15 protein-coding genes, 1 tRNA gene, 1 other RNA gene and 1 pseudogene are annotated in these 19,499 nt (G+C 40.3%); 7 read left to right on the plus strand and 11 right to left on the minus strand.

Features of this window, described 5'->3' with window-relative positions:
* Nucleotides 1–198: 198 nt before the first annotated feature.
* Nucleotides 199–555: a transfer-messenger RNA gene (gene ssrA / locus AC27JR_RS12510) on the minus strand.
* A 251-nt stretch (nucleotides 556–806) separates the two neighbouring features.
* On the opposite strand from ssrA, the gene AC27JR_RS12515 reads away from it, so the two are divergent.
* Nucleotides 807–2,432 (plus strand): flagellar assembly protein A, encoded by a 1,626-nt coding sequence (locus AC27JR_RS12515; protein WP_487173778.1) that lies wholly within the window; start codon nucleotides 807–809, stop codon nucleotides 2,430–2,432.
* A 60-nt stretch (nucleotides 2,433–2,492) separates the two neighbouring features.
* Here the strand turns inward: AC27JR_RS12515 and rnt are convergent, their stop codons facing one another.
* Nucleotides 2,493–3,167, minus strand: coding sequence for a ribonuclease T (gene rnt / locus AC27JR_RS12520; RefSeq protein ID WP_008465792.1), 675 nt, complete (start codon nucleotides 3,165–3,167; stop codon nucleotides 2,493–2,495).
* A gap of 471 nt (nucleotides 3,168–3,638) precedes the next feature.
* Here rnt and AC27JR_RS12525 point away from each other — a divergent pair, with 471 nt between their 5' ends.
* Both AC27JR_RS12525 and AC27JR_RS12530 read left to right on the plus strand, forming a co-directional pair.
* Complete coding sequence (locus AC27JR_RS12525; RefSeq protein WP_487173780.1) at nucleotides 3,639–4,517, plus strand: flagellar protein MotY; 879 nt, start codon at nucleotides 3,639–3,641, stop codon at nucleotides 4,515–4,517.
* 302 nt (nucleotides 4,518–4,819) lie between these two features.
* Complete coding sequence (locus AC27JR_RS12530) at nucleotides 4,820–6,022, plus strand: aromatic amino acid transport family protein (protein ID WP_487173782.1); 1,203 nt, start codon at nucleotides 4,820–4,822, stop codon at nucleotides 6,020–6,022.
* Nucleotides 6,023–6,098: 76 nt separating this feature from the next.
* Here the strand turns inward: AC27JR_RS12530 and ggt are convergent, their stop codons facing one another.
* Nucleotides 6,099–7,763: a gamma-glutamyltransferase gene (gene ggt / locus AC27JR_RS12535; protein ID WP_487173783.1), complete on the minus strand. Its 1,665-nt coding sequence runs from the start codon at nucleotides 7,761–7,763 to the stop codon at nucleotides 6,099–6,101.
* A 111-nt stretch (nucleotides 7,764–7,874) separates the two neighbouring features.
* Nucleotides 7,875–8,420 (minus strand): annotated as a pseudogene (locus AC27JR_RS12540) (GNAT family N-acetyltransferase).
* Between the two features lie 49 nt (nucleotides 8,421–8,469).
* Between AC27JR_RS12540 and AC27JR_RS12545 the strand changes: the two are divergent.
* Nucleotides 8,470–8,835, plus strand: a complete 366-nt coding sequence (locus AC27JR_RS12545) for a hypothetical protein (protein ID WP_008111315.1) — start codon at nucleotides 8,470–8,472, stop codon at nucleotides 8,833–8,835.
* 71 nt (nucleotides 8,836–8,906) lie between these two features.
* Here the strand turns inward: AC27JR_RS12545 and AC27JR_RS12550 are convergent, their stop codons facing one another.
* Nucleotides 8,907–11,129, minus strand: a complete 2,223-nt coding sequence (locus AC27JR_RS12550; RefSeq protein WP_076920411.1) for a TonB-dependent receptor — start codon at nucleotides 11,127–11,129, stop codon at nucleotides 8,907–8,909.
* A 375-nt stretch (nucleotides 11,130–11,504) separates the two neighbouring features.
* Here AC27JR_RS12550 and AC27JR_RS12555 point away from each other — a divergent pair, with 375 nt between their 5' ends.
* The 3 genes from AC27JR_RS12555 to AC27JR_RS12565 all read left to right on the plus strand — a co-directional run bounded on the left by AC27JR_RS12555 (nucleotide 11,505) and on the right by AC27JR_RS12565 (nucleotide 13,904).
* Nucleotides 11,505–12,101, plus strand: coding sequence for a LuxR C-terminal-related transcriptional regulator (locus tag AC27JR_RS12555; protein ID WP_008465814.1), 597 nt, complete (start codon nucleotides 11,505–11,507; stop codon nucleotides 12,099–12,101).
* A 237-nt stretch (nucleotides 12,102–12,338) separates the two neighbouring features.
* The gene (locus tag AC27JR_RS12560; protein ID WP_487173786.1) at nucleotides 12,339–13,484 is read left to right on the plus strand and encodes a porin; all 1,146 of its coding nucleotides are present in this window, start codon (nucleotides 12,339–12,341) and stop codon (nucleotides 13,482–13,484) included.
* Nucleotides 13,485–13,496: 12 nt separating this feature from the next.
* Nucleotides 13,497–13,904 (plus strand): type 2 periplasmic-binding domain-containing protein, encoded by a 408-nt coding sequence (locus AC27JR_RS12565; RefSeq protein ID WP_487173799.1) that lies wholly within the window; start codon nucleotides 13,497–13,499, stop codon nucleotides 13,902–13,904.
* A gap of 106 nt (nucleotides 13,905–14,010) precedes the next feature.
* On the opposite strand, the gene AC27JR_RS12570 is transcribed toward AC27JR_RS12565, so the two are convergent.
* The 6 genes from AC27JR_RS12570 to folP all read right to left on the minus strand — a co-directional run bounded on the left by AC27JR_RS12570 (nucleotide 14,011) and on the right by folP (nucleotide 19,421).
* On the minus strand, nucleotides 14,011–15,636 hold the full coding sequence (locus AC27JR_RS12570; protein WP_008464782.1) for a methyl-accepting chemotaxis protein: 1,626 nt from the start codon (nucleotides 15,634–15,636) through the stop codon (nucleotides 14,011–14,013).
* A 250-nt stretch (nucleotides 15,637–15,886) separates the two neighbouring features.
* Nucleotides 15,887–15,971 (minus strand) — tRNA-Leu (locus AC27JR_RS12575).
* Between the two features lie 77 nt (nucleotides 15,972–16,048).
* A complete protein-coding gene (gene secG / locus AC27JR_RS12580; RefSeq protein WP_008464781.1) occupies nucleotides 16,049–16,402 on the minus strand; it encodes a preprotein translocase subunit SecG in 354 nt (117 codons plus the stop codon).
* Nucleotide 16,403: 1 nt separating this feature from the next.
* A complete protein-coding gene (gene tpiA, locus AC27JR_RS12585) occupies nucleotides 16,404–17,153 on the minus strand; it encodes a triose-phosphate isomerase (RefSeq protein WP_487173787.1) in 750 nt (249 codons plus the stop codon).
* 72 nt (nucleotides 17,154–17,225) lie between these two features.
* A complete protein-coding gene (gene glmM, locus AC27JR_RS12590; protein WP_008112693.1) occupies nucleotides 17,226–18,575 on the minus strand; it encodes a phosphoglucosamine mutase in 1,350 nt (449 codons plus the stop codon).
* A complete protein-coding gene (gene folP, locus AC27JR_RS12595; protein ID WP_008112692.1) occupies nucleotides 18,576–19,421 on the minus strand; it encodes a dihydropteroate synthase in 846 nt (281 codons plus the stop codon).
* Nucleotides 19,422–19,499 lie beyond the last annotated feature (78 nt).

A 19,499-nucleotide genomic window follows, 5' to 3' on the forward strand; every position in this document is an offset into this window, starting at 1 on the left:
AGTCTTTTAGTGGTATGGGGTTCGGGGTTCGGGGTTCGGGGTTCGGGGTTCGGGGTTCGGGGTTCGGGGTTCGGGGTTCGCAAGATAAACCAAAGCACAATAAATTCAATAATTTCAGCCATAAAAAAACCCGCGACTTGATTGCTCAAGTTGCGGGTTTTTTAGGGTTTTTAAACAAACGAATTTAAAAACCGTTATTGGTGGAGCTGGGGGGATTTGAACCCCCGTCCGAAAAGCCTCGACCGTCGGTACTACATGTTTAGTATTGTCATTTAATTAACCTTTAAATCCCGGACAAACACGGTAGATAAAGGCGAGGCCGCTTAGTTTTAACGCTTCAACCCCGGCCAGGGTTTCCGTCGCGATCAGGTGTTAGGGTGACACTCCAAAATCCAGTCCACAAGAATACATGGAAGGAGCGCTAGCCAGCCTAAGCTGCTAGAGAGTAGTTATCGTCGTTTGCGATTACTTTAAATTGCGGCTTTTTTACGAGGCAAACCGCACCTCGACATGCACCTTGGGCTTCTTGAATTCCGTCGAATCCTAATCAGCCCCTGAATAAGGTTACTCATTCAGAGCGTGCAAGCAGTATAACTGAGTAACCCATCAATACTCAACACCTTAGGCACTTTATTTTATCGCTTGGTTAATCCTGCATCAAACACGTACTTAAAAATGTAAATACTAGGATAATAAAAAAACAATTACTTAACACCTAGGCTTGTTTGTGCTCAAATATGCAGCTAGACCTTGGTCTAATAGATTATAAAAAATAATAACAGGCATATTACCTAGAGGATTTATAAATGTCGGTTTTTTCTTTTGATGAGCAAACGGGGTATATCTCTTTAGTTTCCCACCCACAAGTTTCAGGTTTAGCCTCAACAGCAACACAGCTTATTGAATTAATTGGACAGTCAGAATATTGCGAGTGTGAGGTTATTGCTAGCAATATTGGTAAGCTGTTTGCTCAAAGTAATACCGAAGAACCCACCTCTTTAGTGATTGCTCAAGCCATTGATGCAAAGCTTACGATAAACATCGATGAAAAAAACATGCTCGTTGAAGCTACCCTTATTACTGCCAAGGGCGGTAAATTGCTTAGCATGGAGCAAGCGATTGAAGAGTTAACACAAGCAGGCATTGTAAAAGGCATTAGCTCTCATGCATTAGAACAGTTATTGGCACAACAGTTTGAACACCTCTCAGGAAGCACACATTGCGCCGAAGTCGCTTTTGGTCGCACGCCTAAAGTGGGTAACGATGCCAAATTTGTGCGTCTTTGCTGCACAGCGCAAGACCGCGTACTTAGCCCGCAAGCTAAGGGCGGTGGTAAAGTCGATATGAAAAACCTAGGTGATATTATTACTGTAAAACCGGGATGTGAACTAATGCGACGTATTCCTGCAACACCCGGTGTTGATGGGTTTACTGTATTTGGTGATGTAATAACAGCTCCTCCCGGCAAAGAGCATAAATTACAACCTTTTGACGGCACTAAAATTGCGCCCGATAACCCTAATTTATTAATTGCGGATTGTACTGGCGTACCGGTTGCCCTTCCCCGTGGTATGCGTGTTGATGATGTTTTATGTTTTCACAATATTGACCCAAGTACCGGCCATGTTGAGTTTGATGGCAGTGTTATTGTCAGCGGTGATATAAAGGATGGCATGCGCGTGACTGCCACTGGCGATATTACTGTTTTAGGTTTTGTTGAATCGGCACAGCTAAAAAGTGATAGCGCCATCACAATATTAAAGGGTGCAATTGGTCGTAAGCGAGAAGCCGATGAGCCATTCACCTGTTCTATTTTTGCTAAACGAACCATTGCGCTTGGTTACTCTCAATACTGCGACATAAAAACGGAGCAAAACTTATTAATAGATCGCCAATCATTACATTGTGACTTGAGTGCCGGAAATCTAATTAGAGTGGGCAGTGCAAAAGATCCCAAAGGTAAAATTATTGGTGGCCATATTCTTGATGCAATGCGCATTGAAACAGGCGAATTAGGGGCGCCAGCAGGGACTAAAACGCGAGTTTGCATCGCCCAGCGCTGGTACGTACTTAAACAAAAACAAGCGCAAATCACCGATTTTGAAAAAGTTTTAATTAGTAAGTCAATTGAGCTGCAGCAAGCGCGCCAGCGAATTAATAAACAGGCTGCAAGTTCACAGCGTCAGCAGTTTTTAGATAAAATAATAACTAATGAAGAACACATAGCAAACCGAAGCGCTAGTATCAATCAGCAAAAGCAGTTGCTAAGAAAGAAAATGGCGCAGCTTTTAGCGCTCAGTCGTTTAAAAGTTAATGAGCTTATGCACCCTGGGGTGGAGCTTAAAATTGCACGAGAATCAATTAGCTTTTCGCGTAATTACCCACCGCATTTAATCACCCACAGTGAAGGTAAAATAACCCAATCGTTTTAATAACGCTAATTAAAACTGACTCAGCTCAAAAGTAAACATTCACTATTACGAGCTGAGTTTCTAATTTTGGTTGCTTGCTTCGTCTTCGCTTTGTTGTGTTTCGTCTACAGCAAGCGGCCAACCACCTAGTTGCTGCCAACGATTAACAATTAAACAGTACAGTTCAGCAGTACGCTCTGTATCGTACAACGCTGAATGCGCTTGTTTGTTATCAAACTCTATCCCTGCTGCGCGACACGCTTTAGCAAGTACCGTTTGCCCTAATGCCAAACCAGCAAGTGATGTGGTATCAAAACTAACAAACGGATGAAATGGTGTGCGCTTGATATTATTACGCTCAATAGCCGCATTTAAAAAGCCGTGATCAAAAGCGGCATTATGAGCAACCACCACTGAGCGCTGGCACCCCGCAGCTTTTTGCGCTTTGCGCACTACTTTACAAATTTCTTTAATCGCCTCTTCTTCTGGGACTGCCCCTCGAAGTGCTGAAAAAGGCTCAATCCCATTAAACTCAATGGCAGCTTGCTCAATGTTTGCACCCTCAAACGGTTGCACATGAAAATGAACGGTATGATCGATACTAAGCAGTCCTTCATCATCCATTTTTAAAACGGACGCTGCAATTTCTAGTAGTGCGTCGGTTTCTTTGTTAAAACCGGCGGTTTCAACATCAATAACCACTGGAAAAAAGCCACGAAAGCGTTGCGCGAAAAGTGTTTGCTCAGTATTTGCCATAGTATTCTTGGTTTATAGGGATTAGCTGTCTATTATGTCAAAATTGGTGGCCTGTCGGCTAGGGGATTTATTGATTAATTACAGTTAAACTATAGGCATGTTACTTGCTTAGTAATTAGGGTCTGTTGACCTTTGCGGATTAAAATTTGTTCAAGCTAGGGGCGATTTAATCGCGGCGCGAGGTTTGTAACCTAGTGGGCTAAGTAAAAACCGAGCAACAAAGAGTAAATCGCCCCTAGGCATAACCCAAAGGGCAGCGCCTGTTTGGCATTAATGCTGTGTTATCGCCTATTTATGGGGAATAACCACACCACATAGGCTCTGCCTTGCCTAAATACCAAACAGACTGCTGCAAATTTAACCTTGAAAGATCAACAGACCCTAGCGTTTGCGCTGAATTATTTGCTGTTGCGCAATATTTTACGGTTTTTGTCACTTTTTTGGCAAAGCTAGATAACTGGAGAATTCTCAATGAAGTGTAAGTTGTTATTTATTAGCCTAAGCATTAGTAGTGTGCTGTGTAGTTTGAATACAACTGCGGCAATGCGCCAGTACACGGCTAACCAAGATAATTCAAACTGGAACTTGGTTAAAACAACTCGCTTACAATGCCAATTAAATCATGAAGTTCCCTACTATGGTGAAGCCGTTTTTAAAGCATCAGCCAGTAAAAACAAAGATCTCACCTTTAATTTAGACATGGTTGTGCGCCCAGAAAATTACGCGATTGCCGGTTTGAAAGCGGTGCCACCTAGCTGGCGAGCAGGCCGCCCTGCCCGTGATATTGCTGATATGAAATTACTTAAAAAGTTTGATGGTGAATTAGGTAATAAAACAGCATGGGAAATGCTTACTGAGCTTGAAAAAGGTAACCAACCCACTTTTTACTACCAAGACTGGCAAAATAGTGCCGATAAAATTGCCGTGGGCATGTCTAATGTTAACTTTAAGCAAGCGTATTGGGCGTTTTTACAGTGCCGCGATGAACTACTGCCATACAATTTTGAAGATATTTCGTTCACTATAATGAACTATGAATCTAATAGCAGTAAATTAACTAAGTCATCGCAACAACGCCTTGATAAAATTGCTGAGTATTTGAAAAACGACCCCAGTATAGAGTCAATCAGTATTGCATCCTATACCGATAGTTACGGTGGTCGTTGGAATAACCTCGATTTATCTAGAACCCGTGCTAAGGCGATTAAAGATTACATGGTGAGCTTAGGTGTTGATGAAGCTAAAGTGGTTACTGAAGGCTTTGGTGAAAAACGCTTTGTAGATACCAACGATAATATTTTGGGGCGTGATAAAAACCGCCGCTTAGTGATTCAAATAGCAAAAATGTAAGTTTAGCCCCCTCTTTTAATGGCTGAAGGTGCAATTTTAGCACTTTCGGCCAACACCTATTGTTTTAGTAATCCTTCTATTGTGCAAAACCAATAATCTGACCATTTAGTTATTAACATTTGGCTTTTTATTTTTTAATTATATTAATGAGTTAAATTACATCAGCAAAATATCTCTGCTTTTTAAATACAGTTGTAAATAGAAGATTACATTTTATTTTGTCTCTTTTATGACAAAACTATTTAAGTTTTGCACAACTAGTTATATCTTGCGTGTCTCTCACGTTTGATCAGGATCATTAAGTGCTTAAAAATAAAACAATAGGTAGCATGTTAATTGTTGCAGGAACTACCATAGGCGCAGGTATGCTTGCCCTACCAATTGCGTCTGCGGGGCTTGGGTTTAATACGGCAATGGTGTTAATTGTCGGCTGTTGGTTACTTATGACCTACACGGCTTTACTTATGTTGGAGCTACACCAATATGCCCCTCGCGATGCCACTTTAAATACACTTGCTAAGCTTTGGCTTGGTAAACGTGGCCAGTATGTGGCTAACTTTTCGATGATATTCTTATTTTATGCACTGTGTGCTGCTTACATAGCAGGTGGTGGTGCTCAGCTACAAGAGCGCATTAATACTGGGTTTAATCTTAGTATTGCTCCACAATTAGGCTCCGTTATTTTAGCCGTGCTAATTGCAGGTGTGGTGACTTTAGGCACTAGTAAAGTTGATAAGCTTAACCGAGTACTATTTAGTATAAAAATAGTCGTTTTGGCTAGCTTGTTTTATATGCTAACACCTTATGTACATGGCCAACATTTATTGGAAATGCCTGTTGAGCAAGGGCTGATACTATCGGCTATTCCGGTGGTATTTACCTCCTTTGGTTTTCATGGCTCAATTCCTTCTATTGTTAAATACGTCGGGCTTGATATAAAAACCTTACGCAAAGTTATGATTGCAGGCGCCTCTTTACCATTGGTTATATATGTATTTTGGCAAGTATTAAGCCAAGGCATAATGAGTCAAGAGCAATTACTACAAAGCGAAGGGTTAACTGGGTTTGTAGCCAGTGTGGCCAATATTGCCAATAACGCCAATGTTTCTACTGCGGTTAAATTGTTTGCTGACTTAGCCCTAGCAACGTCATTTTTAGGGGTGAGCTTGGGGTTATTTGACTTTTTTGCCGACACATTCAAAAAAGCAGATACGGGCGCAGATAGAATTAAAACAGCACTTATTACTTTTGTTCCTCCTCTTGGATTTGCTTTATTTTACCCGCAAGGATTTATTATGGCATTAGGCTATGCGGCCATTGCTTTAGTAATATTGGCAGTATTTTTACCTGTTAGTATGGTGTACAAACAACGTCAGGGCGTTGAAAAAGAAGGCTATAAAGTACGCAGTGGTAACATTGGATTAGCGATAGCCGCTTTGTGCGGTATATCAATTATTAGTGCGCAATGCCTACAAATGGCAGGCTTAATACCTGCAATAGGCTAATCCTTATAGTTGTTCTAATATATGCACCCCATAGATGGTTTTGGGGTGCATATCATTGAAACAGCAGTTATTGACTTTAAAATACTATCGCTTGCCCTCTTCCGCTTTGCTCAGACGCTGCATCTAATTTGCCATCATTATTAATAATCACGTGCATATCACCAAAGTGACGCTCATCCACTGTATAACCCATTTTTATTAGCTGTTGTTTTACTGAGGACTCCAAACCCGGGTGCGCTCTAATTACATTTTTAGGCCATAACTGATGATGAAATCGCGGACTATTTACTACATCATCTGCGCTCATATTAAATTCAATTGCGTTGAGTATTGATTGATACACAGAGCTAATAATAGTGGTACCGCCGGGCGACCCTGTTACCATTTTTACCTGATTATTACTGAGTAAAATAGTGGGGGTCATAGAGCTAAGCATACGTTTATGCGGCTGAATTTCATTTGCTTTGCCGCCAATGGCGCCAAATACATTCATAACCCCAGGTTTGGCGCTAAAATCATCCATTTCATCATTTAAAATAAAGCCTGCGCCTTCTACAACGACACCACTACCAAACCCTAAATTAATGGTGGTGGTATTAGCAACGGCATTTCCCATGTTATCAATAATAGAAAAGTGAGTGGTTTGCTCGCTTTCTTTTAAACCTGGTTTAATATTTTCGGTAGTTGAAATAGCATTTAAATCTATACTGTTGCTACGGTTTTTAAGGTAATTTTCTGCAAGCAGCTTTGCTGTAGGTACTTGGTAAAAGTCAGGATCGCCTAAGTACTCTGCTCTATCGGCAAATACTCGCTTACCTATTTCAGCCAATAAATGCACATACCCTACTGAATTATGTTGTTGTGCAGGCGTTGGTTTTTTAAGCTCATACATTTTCAGCCATTGCAATATAGCAATGCCGCCTGAACTTGGTGGCGGTGAAGTAAGCACTTGGTAGCCATTCCAGTTCGCTTTTATAGGTGTACGAGACTTTGCGCGGTAATTTTTTAAATCGTCTTGAGTAATAATACCGCCATGTTGCTTCATAAAGTTTGCGATGATTGCTGCAGTTTCACCTTGATAAAAGCCATCTTGACCGTCATCGCGAATGCGTTTGAGTGTGGCAGCTAGCTCTGGTTGTTTAAAAAGCGCACCTGCCGTAGCTGTAGCAAAATAACTGGCAAAATTTACTTTAATGTTTTTATTATTTAGATGCGCTATATAGTCCTCAATCAGCTGAGCCAACTTTTCAGGCACAACAAAGCCCTGCTCTGCTAATGTTAACGCAGGTTGCACTAACGCTTTCCACGGTAACGTACCATGCTTTTTATGGGCTAACCACATTCCTGCGACACTGCCAGGCACGCCACTAGCGTGTATGCCGTAAATAGATTTATTTTCAATTACTTGCCCCTGCTCATCTAAATACATATCACGATGCGCGGCGTTAGGTGCAGTTTCACGGTAATCTATAAAATCACCTTGCCCATCTTTATGAATAAGCATAAAACCACCGCCGCCAATATTACCTGCTTCGGGGAGCGTAACGGCCAACACAAACTGCGCTGCAATGGCTGCATCAACCGCATTGCCCCCCTGCTGTAACACAGTTTTTGCCGCTTGCGCACTAAATGTGTCGGGCATCGCCACCGCACTTTGCTTGGCTGCAACATTAAAAAAGCATACTTGTATTATTAAGACACTGCTAATAATTAGCTTGCTTGGTGAAAAGAGTGATCCCATCCCATATCCTTAGGTTATTTTTATACATTGATGGCAAACATTAATGCACAGTAACAAACACTAGGTCAATATTTAGACGCTATATTTGTAGGGCTTGAGATTATTTTTAATCTATCTACACGACTTTGAATATAGCGCAGCGGTTAAGTTTGAGCCGTCATCAGTATGAATATAATAATGTTTAAGCCGCATACCGAGCTTTTTCATAACACTAATTGAGCCAACGTTGGCGGTCAGTGCCGTGGCACTAATTGCCTTAATTTGCGGTTGCTTCTCAATCGTTGAGCAAATCGCTTGTGCCGCCTCAATTGCATAACCTTTACCCCAACTCGCTTGTTTAAATCGCCAGCCCACTTCAATATCACTAAAATCAGGCGTATCTGAAAAAAAGCCCATCGGCCGAACAAGCACCCACCCTATAAAGGTATTGCCTTCGCGCAGGTTTACTTACCATAACCCCCAACCTTGTTGCGCATTACGATAAGCGAGCATTCTAGGAATACTTATCGTTTTTATCTCTTCAAGAGTGGTTGGTTTACCTTGTGTTAAATATTGCATAACGGCTGGGTCTTGATCGAGCTCAAATAATTTCGGCCAATCATTTTCGTCCATTAATTTAAAACTTAATCGTGTTGTTACAGCTATGTTCATTTTCATTGTTGTATAGTTACCCCTGAAATATAATTTTCTCTAAAGGAGATAGTCAATGAAGAAGTTAGCAGGTTTAGCATTATTAGGCACTTTAATTACACTAACAGGGTGTGAAGATGCCAACGAAGTGAAACAAGACGCCAAACAAACGAGCGCTGAAGTTCAAGAAAAGCTAAACGAAACGTGGAACGACGTTAAAGAAAAAACCAATGAGCTTAAAAATGACGAGTCATTTAATGAGCTACTCGAAGAGAGTAAAGCGATGGGCTTAGACATGTACGATGACGGCAAAGAAGTAGCTGTTGATGCATGGATTAAAAGCAAAGAAGCGGCTGGCGAGCTGACTGAAAAAACCAAGCAAAAAGCACGTGAAATTGCGGCAGAAATTGAGCAAGCACGAGAAGAACATAAAGAAGGTTAATTATTTTTAACCATAAAAAAAGGTAAGCCATGGCTTACCTTTTTTATTTAACTTTTAGAGTAAATTATGGATTATAGTTCAAAGTCTTTTTTGAATTTTAAACCAAACTCACTACGATCATTACTGCGCATTACGCCAACAAAGCCAGTTTGCTGCAAGCGACCTACATCGTAAACTTCGTTTAATACATTCTCACCATATAGCGTTACTTCCATATCGCCGTATGGGTTAGTGTAAGAAATATTAAAACCAACTAGCTCACGCGAATCAATCGTTTCACTTTTGTTGAAAACTGACTGACCTTGCATTTCACTGCGGTACGAGTAGTTTGCATTTAATGCAACCGTGCCACCATTGCTTAAATCAACAAAGTAAGATGGAGCAACCATTACTGTCCAACGAGGTGTCAGTGCTGGTGAGTCGCCTTTGCCAATACCTTGTACGCCCTCAGCTACTTCTGTAATTTCAGAATCTAAGTAGCCTACTGCAGTGCGAATAGTAAAGTCGTCGGTTAGTGCAATTGTGGTTTCAAGCTCAATACCTTGCGCTTTAGACTGACCTGCATTTTCAACGATAGTTACAAAGCCACCACCTGCAGTTGGATCTGAGAATGGCAGTGCTAAATCAGTGTAGTCAGTAACAAACATTGCAAGCATCATAGACACATTTTCATGTACTTGGCCTTTTAAACCAATCTCGTAGTTAACTGCTTTGGTTTCATCAAACGATACAAACTGATCCGGACCACCGAATGGGCGCGGTGGGAAACCACCGGTTTGGTAACCTTTTTGTACTTGGCCATACACGTTCATATTATTGCTAAGCTGGTATGAAGCATTAATGTCCCATGTTACTGCATTAAAGTCTGCACTAATGTCCTTTCGCTCAGGGAAAGTTGGGAAAATGGCATTAGCATCTTTTTTATCTTCTGAGTAACGAAGGCCACCGCCTATTGTTAAATCATCAGTTAAATCGTAACTACCATTAATGTAAGCTGCGTATGAGTTAGTTTCTTGATTAATTTCAAAAAATCCAAAGCCACCAAATGAAGGAGTAACACCATCATTTAGCACGCCATCAGGTGTATTAAACGGGCTAAATACAAAATCTTCAGAGCGAGTAAAGCCATCTTCATTAAAGAAGTATAAGCCAGAAACAAAGTCCATTTTATCAAACGTGGCGTTTAGTTGAAGTTCAAAAGAGTATTGATCTGCACCGCCCACTTCTGGGAACTCTGATAAGTTAAGTGGAGATGCATCATCATCTAAACCACCTTCATATTCAGAGGTACGGTAGCTTGAAATAAACTTGGCTGTATATGTGTTATTAATCGCCCAATCAGCTGTGAATGACGTGCCCCAACCAGAATATGAGGTTGATTCAATACCGGCAACTGTTGTGCCTAAATCATCAGGATTCGCTGGAAGTAAGTCTTCAGTTAATAATGGGAAATCACCATTGAATACATTACTTGAATCTAATGGTTCAGTAAGCTCAATAGTATAAGGCGATTGGCCTGATTCATTATCAACGCCATCTAGCGAGAAGGTAAACGCTAAATCACTGGTTGCTTCGTATTTAAGCGCAATACGACCACTAAACTCTTGCTCTTCACCAATTTCTTTTTCAGGGTTAACTAAATTTACCGCTGTTCCTACCCCATTACGTTGCTTATATGACGCACTTGCCGACATGCTTAAATCATTAGTTAATGCATCATTGAAGTAAATATCACCAGCGATACGACCACGACTACCGACTTTAGCCGATGTCGTTAAAATGCCCTCATCACCTGGTTGTTTAGTAATTACATTTACCGCGCCACCTAATGTGTTACGGCCATAAAGTGTGCCTTGTGGTCCACGCAGAACTTCAACACGCTCAACATTAGGAAGTGATAAGTTAGATCCCATTTGGCGGCCTAAATAAACACCGTCTAGGTAAACACCTACGCCAGGATCTGTGGTTATAATGTGATCTTGCAAGCCAATACCACGAATGAATACTGAAGCATGCGCTGCGTTACCAACACCATAGCGAGTAATATTTAAGTTAGGAACGTATTTACCAATATCTTCTAAGTTACCCATATTGGCTTTATCAATAAGGTTAGCACCTATTGATGTAATCGCAGTTGGAGATTCGAACAAGCTCTCTGTACGTTTACGAGCTGTCACTTCAATTTTTTCAAACGCGTCTTGTTTGGCTGTCGTTTTAGCTTCTTGTGCATTTGCGGAAGTTGTTAGGGCTGCAATAACCGCTAAACTTAACTGTGAGAGGGTGCGTAATTTCAAGGTTTTCTCCAAAGGGTATTAATTTAATTATGCGTTATGCTGTGTAAACATAAATTGTAGGCATAAAAAAAGATGCTTTAGATGCATCTTTCCTCTGGGAGTGTATTGTATTACATAAAAGTTACAATATGTATATTTAACTTTAGTTTAAGCAAAAAAAATAATTTTTAGCTTTTTTAATCTAAACTAATTACCTCAACAATGACGCAGCTTTGGTTATAAATTAATACTTTAATATTAACCACCAACTGAATTGTTCATTAATCGTACACACCGTTTATTGTGGAAAACACATTAAAACTGCTTGAAATTATGACAATATCCAAAGACCCTTTATATTTAAATATAAAGCAGAACCATTTTTAGGTGAAAAGCATGACAAAAAAACAGACCACACAATCAACTAACATGCTTTTTAACAACAACCACTATAATCCATTATTTTTTACTACATTGAATAACGACATATTATTAGTATGCTACTCAGCCCTTAACTCCCTAACTAACTACGAACTTTTAAACCAATTTATTCATACAAATAATTACCAAGGGTTAGTTATTTATAATATTCCTAAAGATACTGATGCCGTTTCACTGAAAGAATGGCCAAATTTAAAAGGTCTTTTTTATCAAGATACTAGTGAAGAGTTGTTTACTAGGGGGCTAGAAGCAATTAAACAAGGCGAATTGTGGTTTCCACGAACCATTAGTGACATTTGGATGCGTCAAATGCTCGATACAGAACAAAAGAATGCTTTGCAAACAAGTAATTTAACCGATAAAGAAATTAAAGTACTCAACCTACTTTTTAGTGGACTTCACTCCAGTGCTATTGCTGATAGTTTATTTATAAGTGAAGCAACAGTAAGAGTTCACTTACATAAAATTTATAAAAAAATAGCGGTCAAAAATAAGCAGCAGGCAATTCGTTGGTGCCAAGATAACCTAAAAAATATAAATTCGCGTTCATAACTAAAAAAACACTACTTAATACTTACTTTATCAACTTCCCTCTCATAATTAATAATCCAAACAACTCAGTTAGTTACATAAGCTAAAAACAAAAAGTGCTTAAATTTCAATAATTCCACTACATTGATGTTGCAAAAAAGCAGTAAAAAGTACTTAATTCATTAATTTTAATTAGAAAAAAGTTAATACTCATCTTATACTGCAGCGGGATACACATGAAATTAAATAGGATACACAATGAAAAAACTATCTGTAGCAGTAGCAATTTGTTGCGCACTTGCCACAAGCAGCGCAAGTGCTGAGGTTCGTATTAATGGGTTTGCTTCTATTGTCGGTGGTAAGTCGCTCGATAGTGATCAAACGTTATATGGATATGATGATGATATTTCATTTAAAAATGAAAGCGTATTTGCGCTTCAGCTAACCGCTGATTTGCAAGAGAAGCTAACCGCCACAGCGCAGATAGTAGCTCGCGGGGCAAATGATTTTGACGCTGATTTTGAATGGGCGTACTTAACATATGAATTCTCAGATGACTTACAATTAAGCGCAGGAAAAATGCGTCTTCCTCTATTTCGCTATTCTGACTTTTTAGATGTTGGCTATACCTACCGCTGGGTACGTCCGCCTCAGTCTGTATATAACTTACCGTTCTCAACCTATGAAGGCCTGAGCTTATTACATACAACTCAACTTGGTGATTGGGATTCGACTGTGCAAGTTGTTTATGGCAGTTTCGACGATAATATCGCTGTAGTATCAGTAAATGGAGATACCGAGCTTAACAACATGGCCGGGGTTAACTGGTCATTGTCATACGATTGGTTTAGTGCTCGCGCTGCATATTTCATTGCAGATACGAGTATCGGTATTCAAAATGATACGGCTGAAGGTATGGCTCTTAATGGACTTGAGCAAGCACTTCGTAGTTCAGGGTTTTCAGACCAAGCAAATGATATAGCAATAAATGAGGATGATAGCTACTTCCTCGCTTTCGGTTTCTCAATCGATTACAACAATATCTTGTTTGATGCCGAATACACAGAATTTGAAGTTGAGAACAGCGCACTCGCTAAACAAACTCAATACTACACCTCTTTAGGCTACCGTATGGACGAGGTAACCGTTCACTTAACATACGAAAACAACGACGATAAGCACGACAGCAGCCGTTATAATGCACTACCAACTGTTCCACCTTTAAACGCAGGTCTTAACCAAGCTTTAGAAGGCTCTAAAGCTAAGAGTAATGTATACACGATTGGTGCTCGCTATGACTTCCACCCAATGGCAGCCTTAAAAGTAGATTTTAGTCGCTTTGAAGATGACATAACAAATACTGAAACTGACGTAGTCGCCGTTGGCGTTGATTTAGTATTTTAATAGGAGCGTATGATGAAAAAATTAATTTTAGCCAGCATGCTAACACTGTGTAGCACAATAGCATTTGCTGAAGTTGCTGTAATTGTAAATCCAGCTAATGCCAATGCAGTGAGCCAAGATGATATTAAAAAAATATACCTTGGCAAGAGCAAATCGTTTGCTGATGGTACCAAAGTAAATCCTGTTAACCAAAATGGCACTGCAGTAGCTGATGAATTTAACGACAAACTTGTTGGTAAGTCAGGCAGTCAATTAAATGCCTATTGGTCAAAGCTGGTTTTTACTGGTAAAGGCACGCCTCCAGGTAAACTTGATAATGACCAAGCTGTGATTGATTTTGTAGCTGCTAATGCAGATGCAATTGGCTATATCGATAGCGCTAAAGCAAGTGATAAAGTAAAAGTAGTAGGTAAATATTAATCTACTAGGTTAAAAACAAAAGCCCGCAATAAATACTTTATTGCGGGCTTTTTTATATCTATAACATTTACAACCTTCATAAAACGTTAAAGTGGTGTCTTAACGACTACTCAATTTTAAACTTAGCAGTTGCATCTAATAGGTTATCTGAAAGGTAATGTAAGTTTTTAGCCACATCTCTTACCGCTTTAAGTGAGCTCATCGTATCTTCAAATGAAACATGCATATTAGATACGTTATCTACAACCATTGCGGCTACTGAGGTTTGCTCTTCTGTTGCTGCTGCAATTTGCGAGTTCATCCCATTAATTTCTAATATTTGCTCTGCTATTTTTTCAATCGAGACACCGGTTTGCTCTGCTGCACTGGCATTATCTGTGGCCATGTCTCTTGCAGATGTCATAGCCGTTACAGATTCATTGGCAGCAACACTTAGGGTACTTAATAGCTCACGAATTTCATTGGTAGATTGTGCTGTGCGTGATGCAAGCTCGCGGACTTCATCAGCAACCACAGCAAAGCCACGACCGTGCTCACCTGCGCGCGCAGCTTCTATTGCAGCATTTAACGCTAACAAGTTTGTTTGCTCGGCAATGGAGGTGATTACATTTAGTATTTGCGATACATTTTTAGTGTCATCGGCTAACTTATTAATAGTGTTGGCCGCTATATTAATTTCATCGCTTAAAGTGCGCGACGCATTAACAGACATTTTTACTTGCGCACGGCTTTGATCTACCTCTTTTTCTGCTGTTTGCACGGCATTAGATGCGCTCGCAGCTGATTGTGAAATATCGCCAACGCTTTGCTTCATTTCTTCCATCGACTGTTTAACAACATCGGCATCGGTGGTTTGTTTAGTGGTTGCTCGCTCAGCTCGCTCCATTCCTTGCACAAGCCGGGTTGAATTTTCCATTAACGGTTCACATACCGCGATGACTTCTAAAACGGTTTCTCTTAGTAAACTAATAAAGGCATTAAAGTTTATAGATACCTGCCCTATTTCATCTTCAGAGTTAACGGCAAGCTTGGTACTTAACGACCCTTTGCCACTTGCTAGAAGACTCAGGTTATTAGCGGCATCACTGGCTGATGAACCAATATTACGTGCAATCCAAATAGCCATAAGTAATAGCAGCACTAATGATACAACCGCAACAAGCAGCATTAAATTAAGCGCATCATCTGAGCGTGCTTTTGTATTAGCAACAAGTTGGAAAAAGCGATCATCTGCTTTTTGCTGCGCGCTTTTAAAGCTAGTTAAAACAGCCTCAAAAAGGCTTGTTTTAAGCTGAGCCTGTTGTTGTATTTTACTAAAGTCAGCTGTGCCATTAACCATACCATTGGCGATAGTTGAAGATATTTTCTCATAATTAGCCAGCCGCGTTTTTGTGTCGCTATTAATATATGATGCATTAATTGCTTCTATTGCGTCTAGGTTCGTAGTGAGCTGCTGATAAGTTTCCCCCGCTTTTGTTACTAAGTCTTGTTCACCAAAGGTTACAGCCTGAGTGTATAACTCATCTAACTTTTCTAAAATACTTACGTTAGCCAGGGTTAATTTGGCTACTTTATAAGAAGACTTCTCCATTTCATCAAGTGATATGCGATTTTCGTTCATAGCAAAGTAATTAACCAAAACAATTACTAAGAATGCGATAATCGCTATAGATGTAATTGCATGTATTTTTTTAGTAATGCTGAGGTTTTTAAAAGAGAAACCTGAAGCCATATTAATTTACCCCGTTTAATTATCTATAGTTATTATCGGCTTAAGATTCAAAAATGTTAACTTTATTTTTAACTTTCGACGCTTTTTATACATAAAATTAAATATACAGCAGTATTCTTTTATAAACACTAACAATTGAAATATAGAGTGTTCTCTCCAATGTTCAACATTAATCTAAAAAGAGTTGTTTAATATTTTAAATTTCAGGCACAAAAAAACCAGTAACATTACTGTTACTGGTTTTTGTATTTGGTGCGGATGGGGGGACTTGAACCCCCACGCCCGAAAGCACTACCCCCTCAAGGTAGCGTGTCTACCAATTCCACCACATCCGCATTTTTTAAGCTATTGCTTGGTGTTAAGTCTTGACGCTAACTTGAGGAAAGAAAGCAACTTAACAATTTAAACTAAATTAATTTGGTACGTCAGAGCTTTGCTCTTTAGTTGATGTTACAGGAACATCTTCTTCAACTGGGTTAACAGTTTCAACAGCTGGAGCAGCTTCTAAGTTTTCCCATTCGTCAGTCTTTTTAATTTGACCGGCAGTTAGGTTACCTAAAACAATACTCAACACAAAAAAGATTGTTGCTAAAGTTGTTGTTGTTTTCGTCATAAAGTTACCGGCTCCTGAAGAACCAAAAACAGTAGACGATGCGCCCGCACCAAATGATGAGCCCATGTCAGCACCTTTACCTTGCTGGATCAAAACCATACCAACAAGCGCTAAAGCTACAACTAAATACACTACTAATAAAATTTCGTACATCTTATACGGTCCCTTTTGCACTATTGCAGATAGCAGTGAATGATTCTGCTTTTAAACTTGCGCCACCAATTAGCCCGCCGTCTATATCTGTTTGTGCAAATAATAATTCGCTATTTTTTTCATTAACGCTACCACCATATAAGATGGTTAGCCCTTGTGCTAAATCGCTGTCTAGTGAAGCAATTTTGTCACGGATAAATTTGTGAACACTTTGTGCCTGTTCAGGCGATGCAGTCTTACCTGTGCCTATAGCCCAAACGGGCTCATATGCTATCACAGATTCTTTCAGTGCTGCTACACCTAATTTATTAATTACTGCGTCAATCTGCGCAGCAACTACCTGTTCTGTTTGCCCGTTTTCTTGCTCTATTTCGCTCTCTCCAACACATAAAACAGGCGTTAAACCTACTTGTTGTGCGCGAGCAAATTTTGCGGCTACGGTATCGTTACTTTCTTTGTATATGCTGCGTCGTTCTGAATGACCAACCAGTACATACTTTGCACCTAACTGTTTAATCAGCTGGGCATCTACTTCACCAGTAAAAGCACCGGGTGTATTCTCTGAAACGGTTTGTGTTCCGGTAGTTACACCACTTGCAATCATTGCTGATACCAGTGGAAACGGAGGAAATAAAACAATGTTTACTTCAGCAGATTTAACATTGTTAATAGCATCAGACAGTTGTTCAACAAGCTCTAATGAGCCATTCATTTTCCAGTTGCCTGCGACCATCGCCTTGCGTGTTGCCATTTTTCCACTCCACATTAGAAAGCGGGCGAGATATTAACTCGACTCGCCCAAAGTTACAAGAGGTTATTGTTATCAATCAGTTTGTTTGCTCATAGATTCGACAACCGCTGCTATTTTCTGTGCACTGTCGATAACTATTTTTTCTTGCTCTGCTTCAACCATCACCCGTACAACAGGTTCAGTACCAGATTTACGCAGTAATACGCGGCCTTTATCTGCTAAGCTTTGTTCTACTTCAGCCACTGCAGCAAGCACTTCTGGCGCTTGGGTCGGATCGGTACCGGCAGTGTATCGCACGTTAATCATTTTCATTGGGTACTTAGTAAATCCAGCGCCTAAATCTTGAAGTGTACGGTTTTGTGCCACCATAGCAGCAAGTACTTGCAAGCTTGAAATAATGCCATCGCCAGTGCTAATCAAATCTAGATTTAAAACATGACCTGAGCTTTCACCACCTATTTTCCAGCCTTTTTGCTGCAGTAGCTCCATCACATAACGGTCACCCACTTTGCTGCGAGCAAAAGCAATATTTTTAGCTTTTAATGCATTCTCAAGGCCCATATTCGACATTACAGTACCAACAACACCACCACCTAAGTTGTCATCTTGAGCAGCTTGACAGGCAATAATATAAACTAAATCATCACCATCAAATACACGGCCATTATGATCAACCATCATTACACGGTCGCCGTCGCCATCATAGGCAATACCTACATCCGCTTTATGCTCAAGTACTTTTTGCTTTAGTGTATCTACGTGAGTTGCGCCACATTCGTGGTTAATGTTCACCCCATTTGGCTCACACGCATGAGTGATCACCTCAGCACCAAGCTCTCGCATTACTGAAGGCGCTATGTGATACGTTGCACCGTTGGCACAATCTAAGACTATTTTTAATCCCTCAAGTGATAAGCCTTGTGGGAACTGGCTTTTACAAAACTCAATATAACGGCCATCAGCGCTTGATAAGCGTGTTGCTTTACCTAGCTTATCAGAGGCTACACATGTCATTGGTTCGTCAAGCATGGCTTCAATTTGCAGCTCTACAACATCATCTAGCTTTAAGCCTTGGCCATTAAAAAACTTAATACCGTTATCGTAGTAAGGATTATGGGATGCACTGATCACAATACCTGCTTCTGCGCGAAACGTTTGCGCTAAATACGCAACGGCAGGCGTTGGCATAGGACCAAGTAAAATAACATCAATACCGGCTGCAATTAGACCAGACTCTAGTGCGGTTTCAAGCATGTAACCAGAAATACGAGTGTCTTTACCAATAATGACTTTTTTTGTACCGTGTTGCGATAATACACGCCCTGCAGCCCAACCTAGTTTCATTGCAAATTCAGGATTAATAGGTCCTTGCCCCACTAAACCACGCACACCATCTGTGCCAAAATATTTTCTTTCTTTCATTTAAAGTACTCCTTGTTTGCAGGCTTGATATACGCCAAGCACGTCTGCGGTTTCTTTTACATCATGCACACGAATAATATGCGCACCATTTTGTGCAGCTATTAATGCGCCAGCTAAACTGCCTGCTAATCTATTTTCTGTATCTCTGTTGAGTAAATTACCAATCATTGACTTACGCGATAACCCTGCCAGCAGCGGTAAGCCAAACTGCGCGTAGTCATTAAATTGAGCCAATATTTGATAATTGTGTTTAAGTGTTTTTCCAAAGCCAAAACCAGGGTCTAATATTAGCTGGCTTTGCTTTATGCCAGCAGTTTCGCATGCAGCGATTCGCTGGTTAAAAAAGTCATTTATCTCGCTTGCTAAATCATCATAGTGAGGGTCGTTTTGCATACTTCGCGGCTGTCCTTGCATATGCATTAAGCACACCGCCACATCAGGGTACTGCGCAACGACAGCAAGCGCATCGTCCTCTTGTAAAGCTCTCACATCATTTACTATATCCGCACCGGCTTCAATGGCTTGACGCATGACCTCAGCTTTACTGGTATCGATTGAAATAATGCAATCACTTTGCTCACGAATAGCCTTAATAATCGGAATTACGCGCTGCAGTTCGTCTTCAAGGCTAACATCGGGCGCACCTGGGCGTGTTGATTCGCCGCCAATATCTAGAATAGTCGCGCCATCATCAAGTAATTGCATCGCATGATTTAGCGCAGCTGTCGTATTAAAAAACTGGCCACCATCCGAAAATGAATCAGGAGTAACGTTTACTATTCCCATAATAACGGGCTCGCTAAGGTCAAGCGTTCGACCACGCGCAAGGTTAATTTTATTATTCATCGCTAACCTTAATATGTGTTTGTTGAGTGTAATTTGGGTTAATCACAGCAAACTGATACAAAAAAGCCCCGAACTTCG

This window comes from Pseudoalteromonas sp. NH0006-26, from assembly GCF_057552415.1.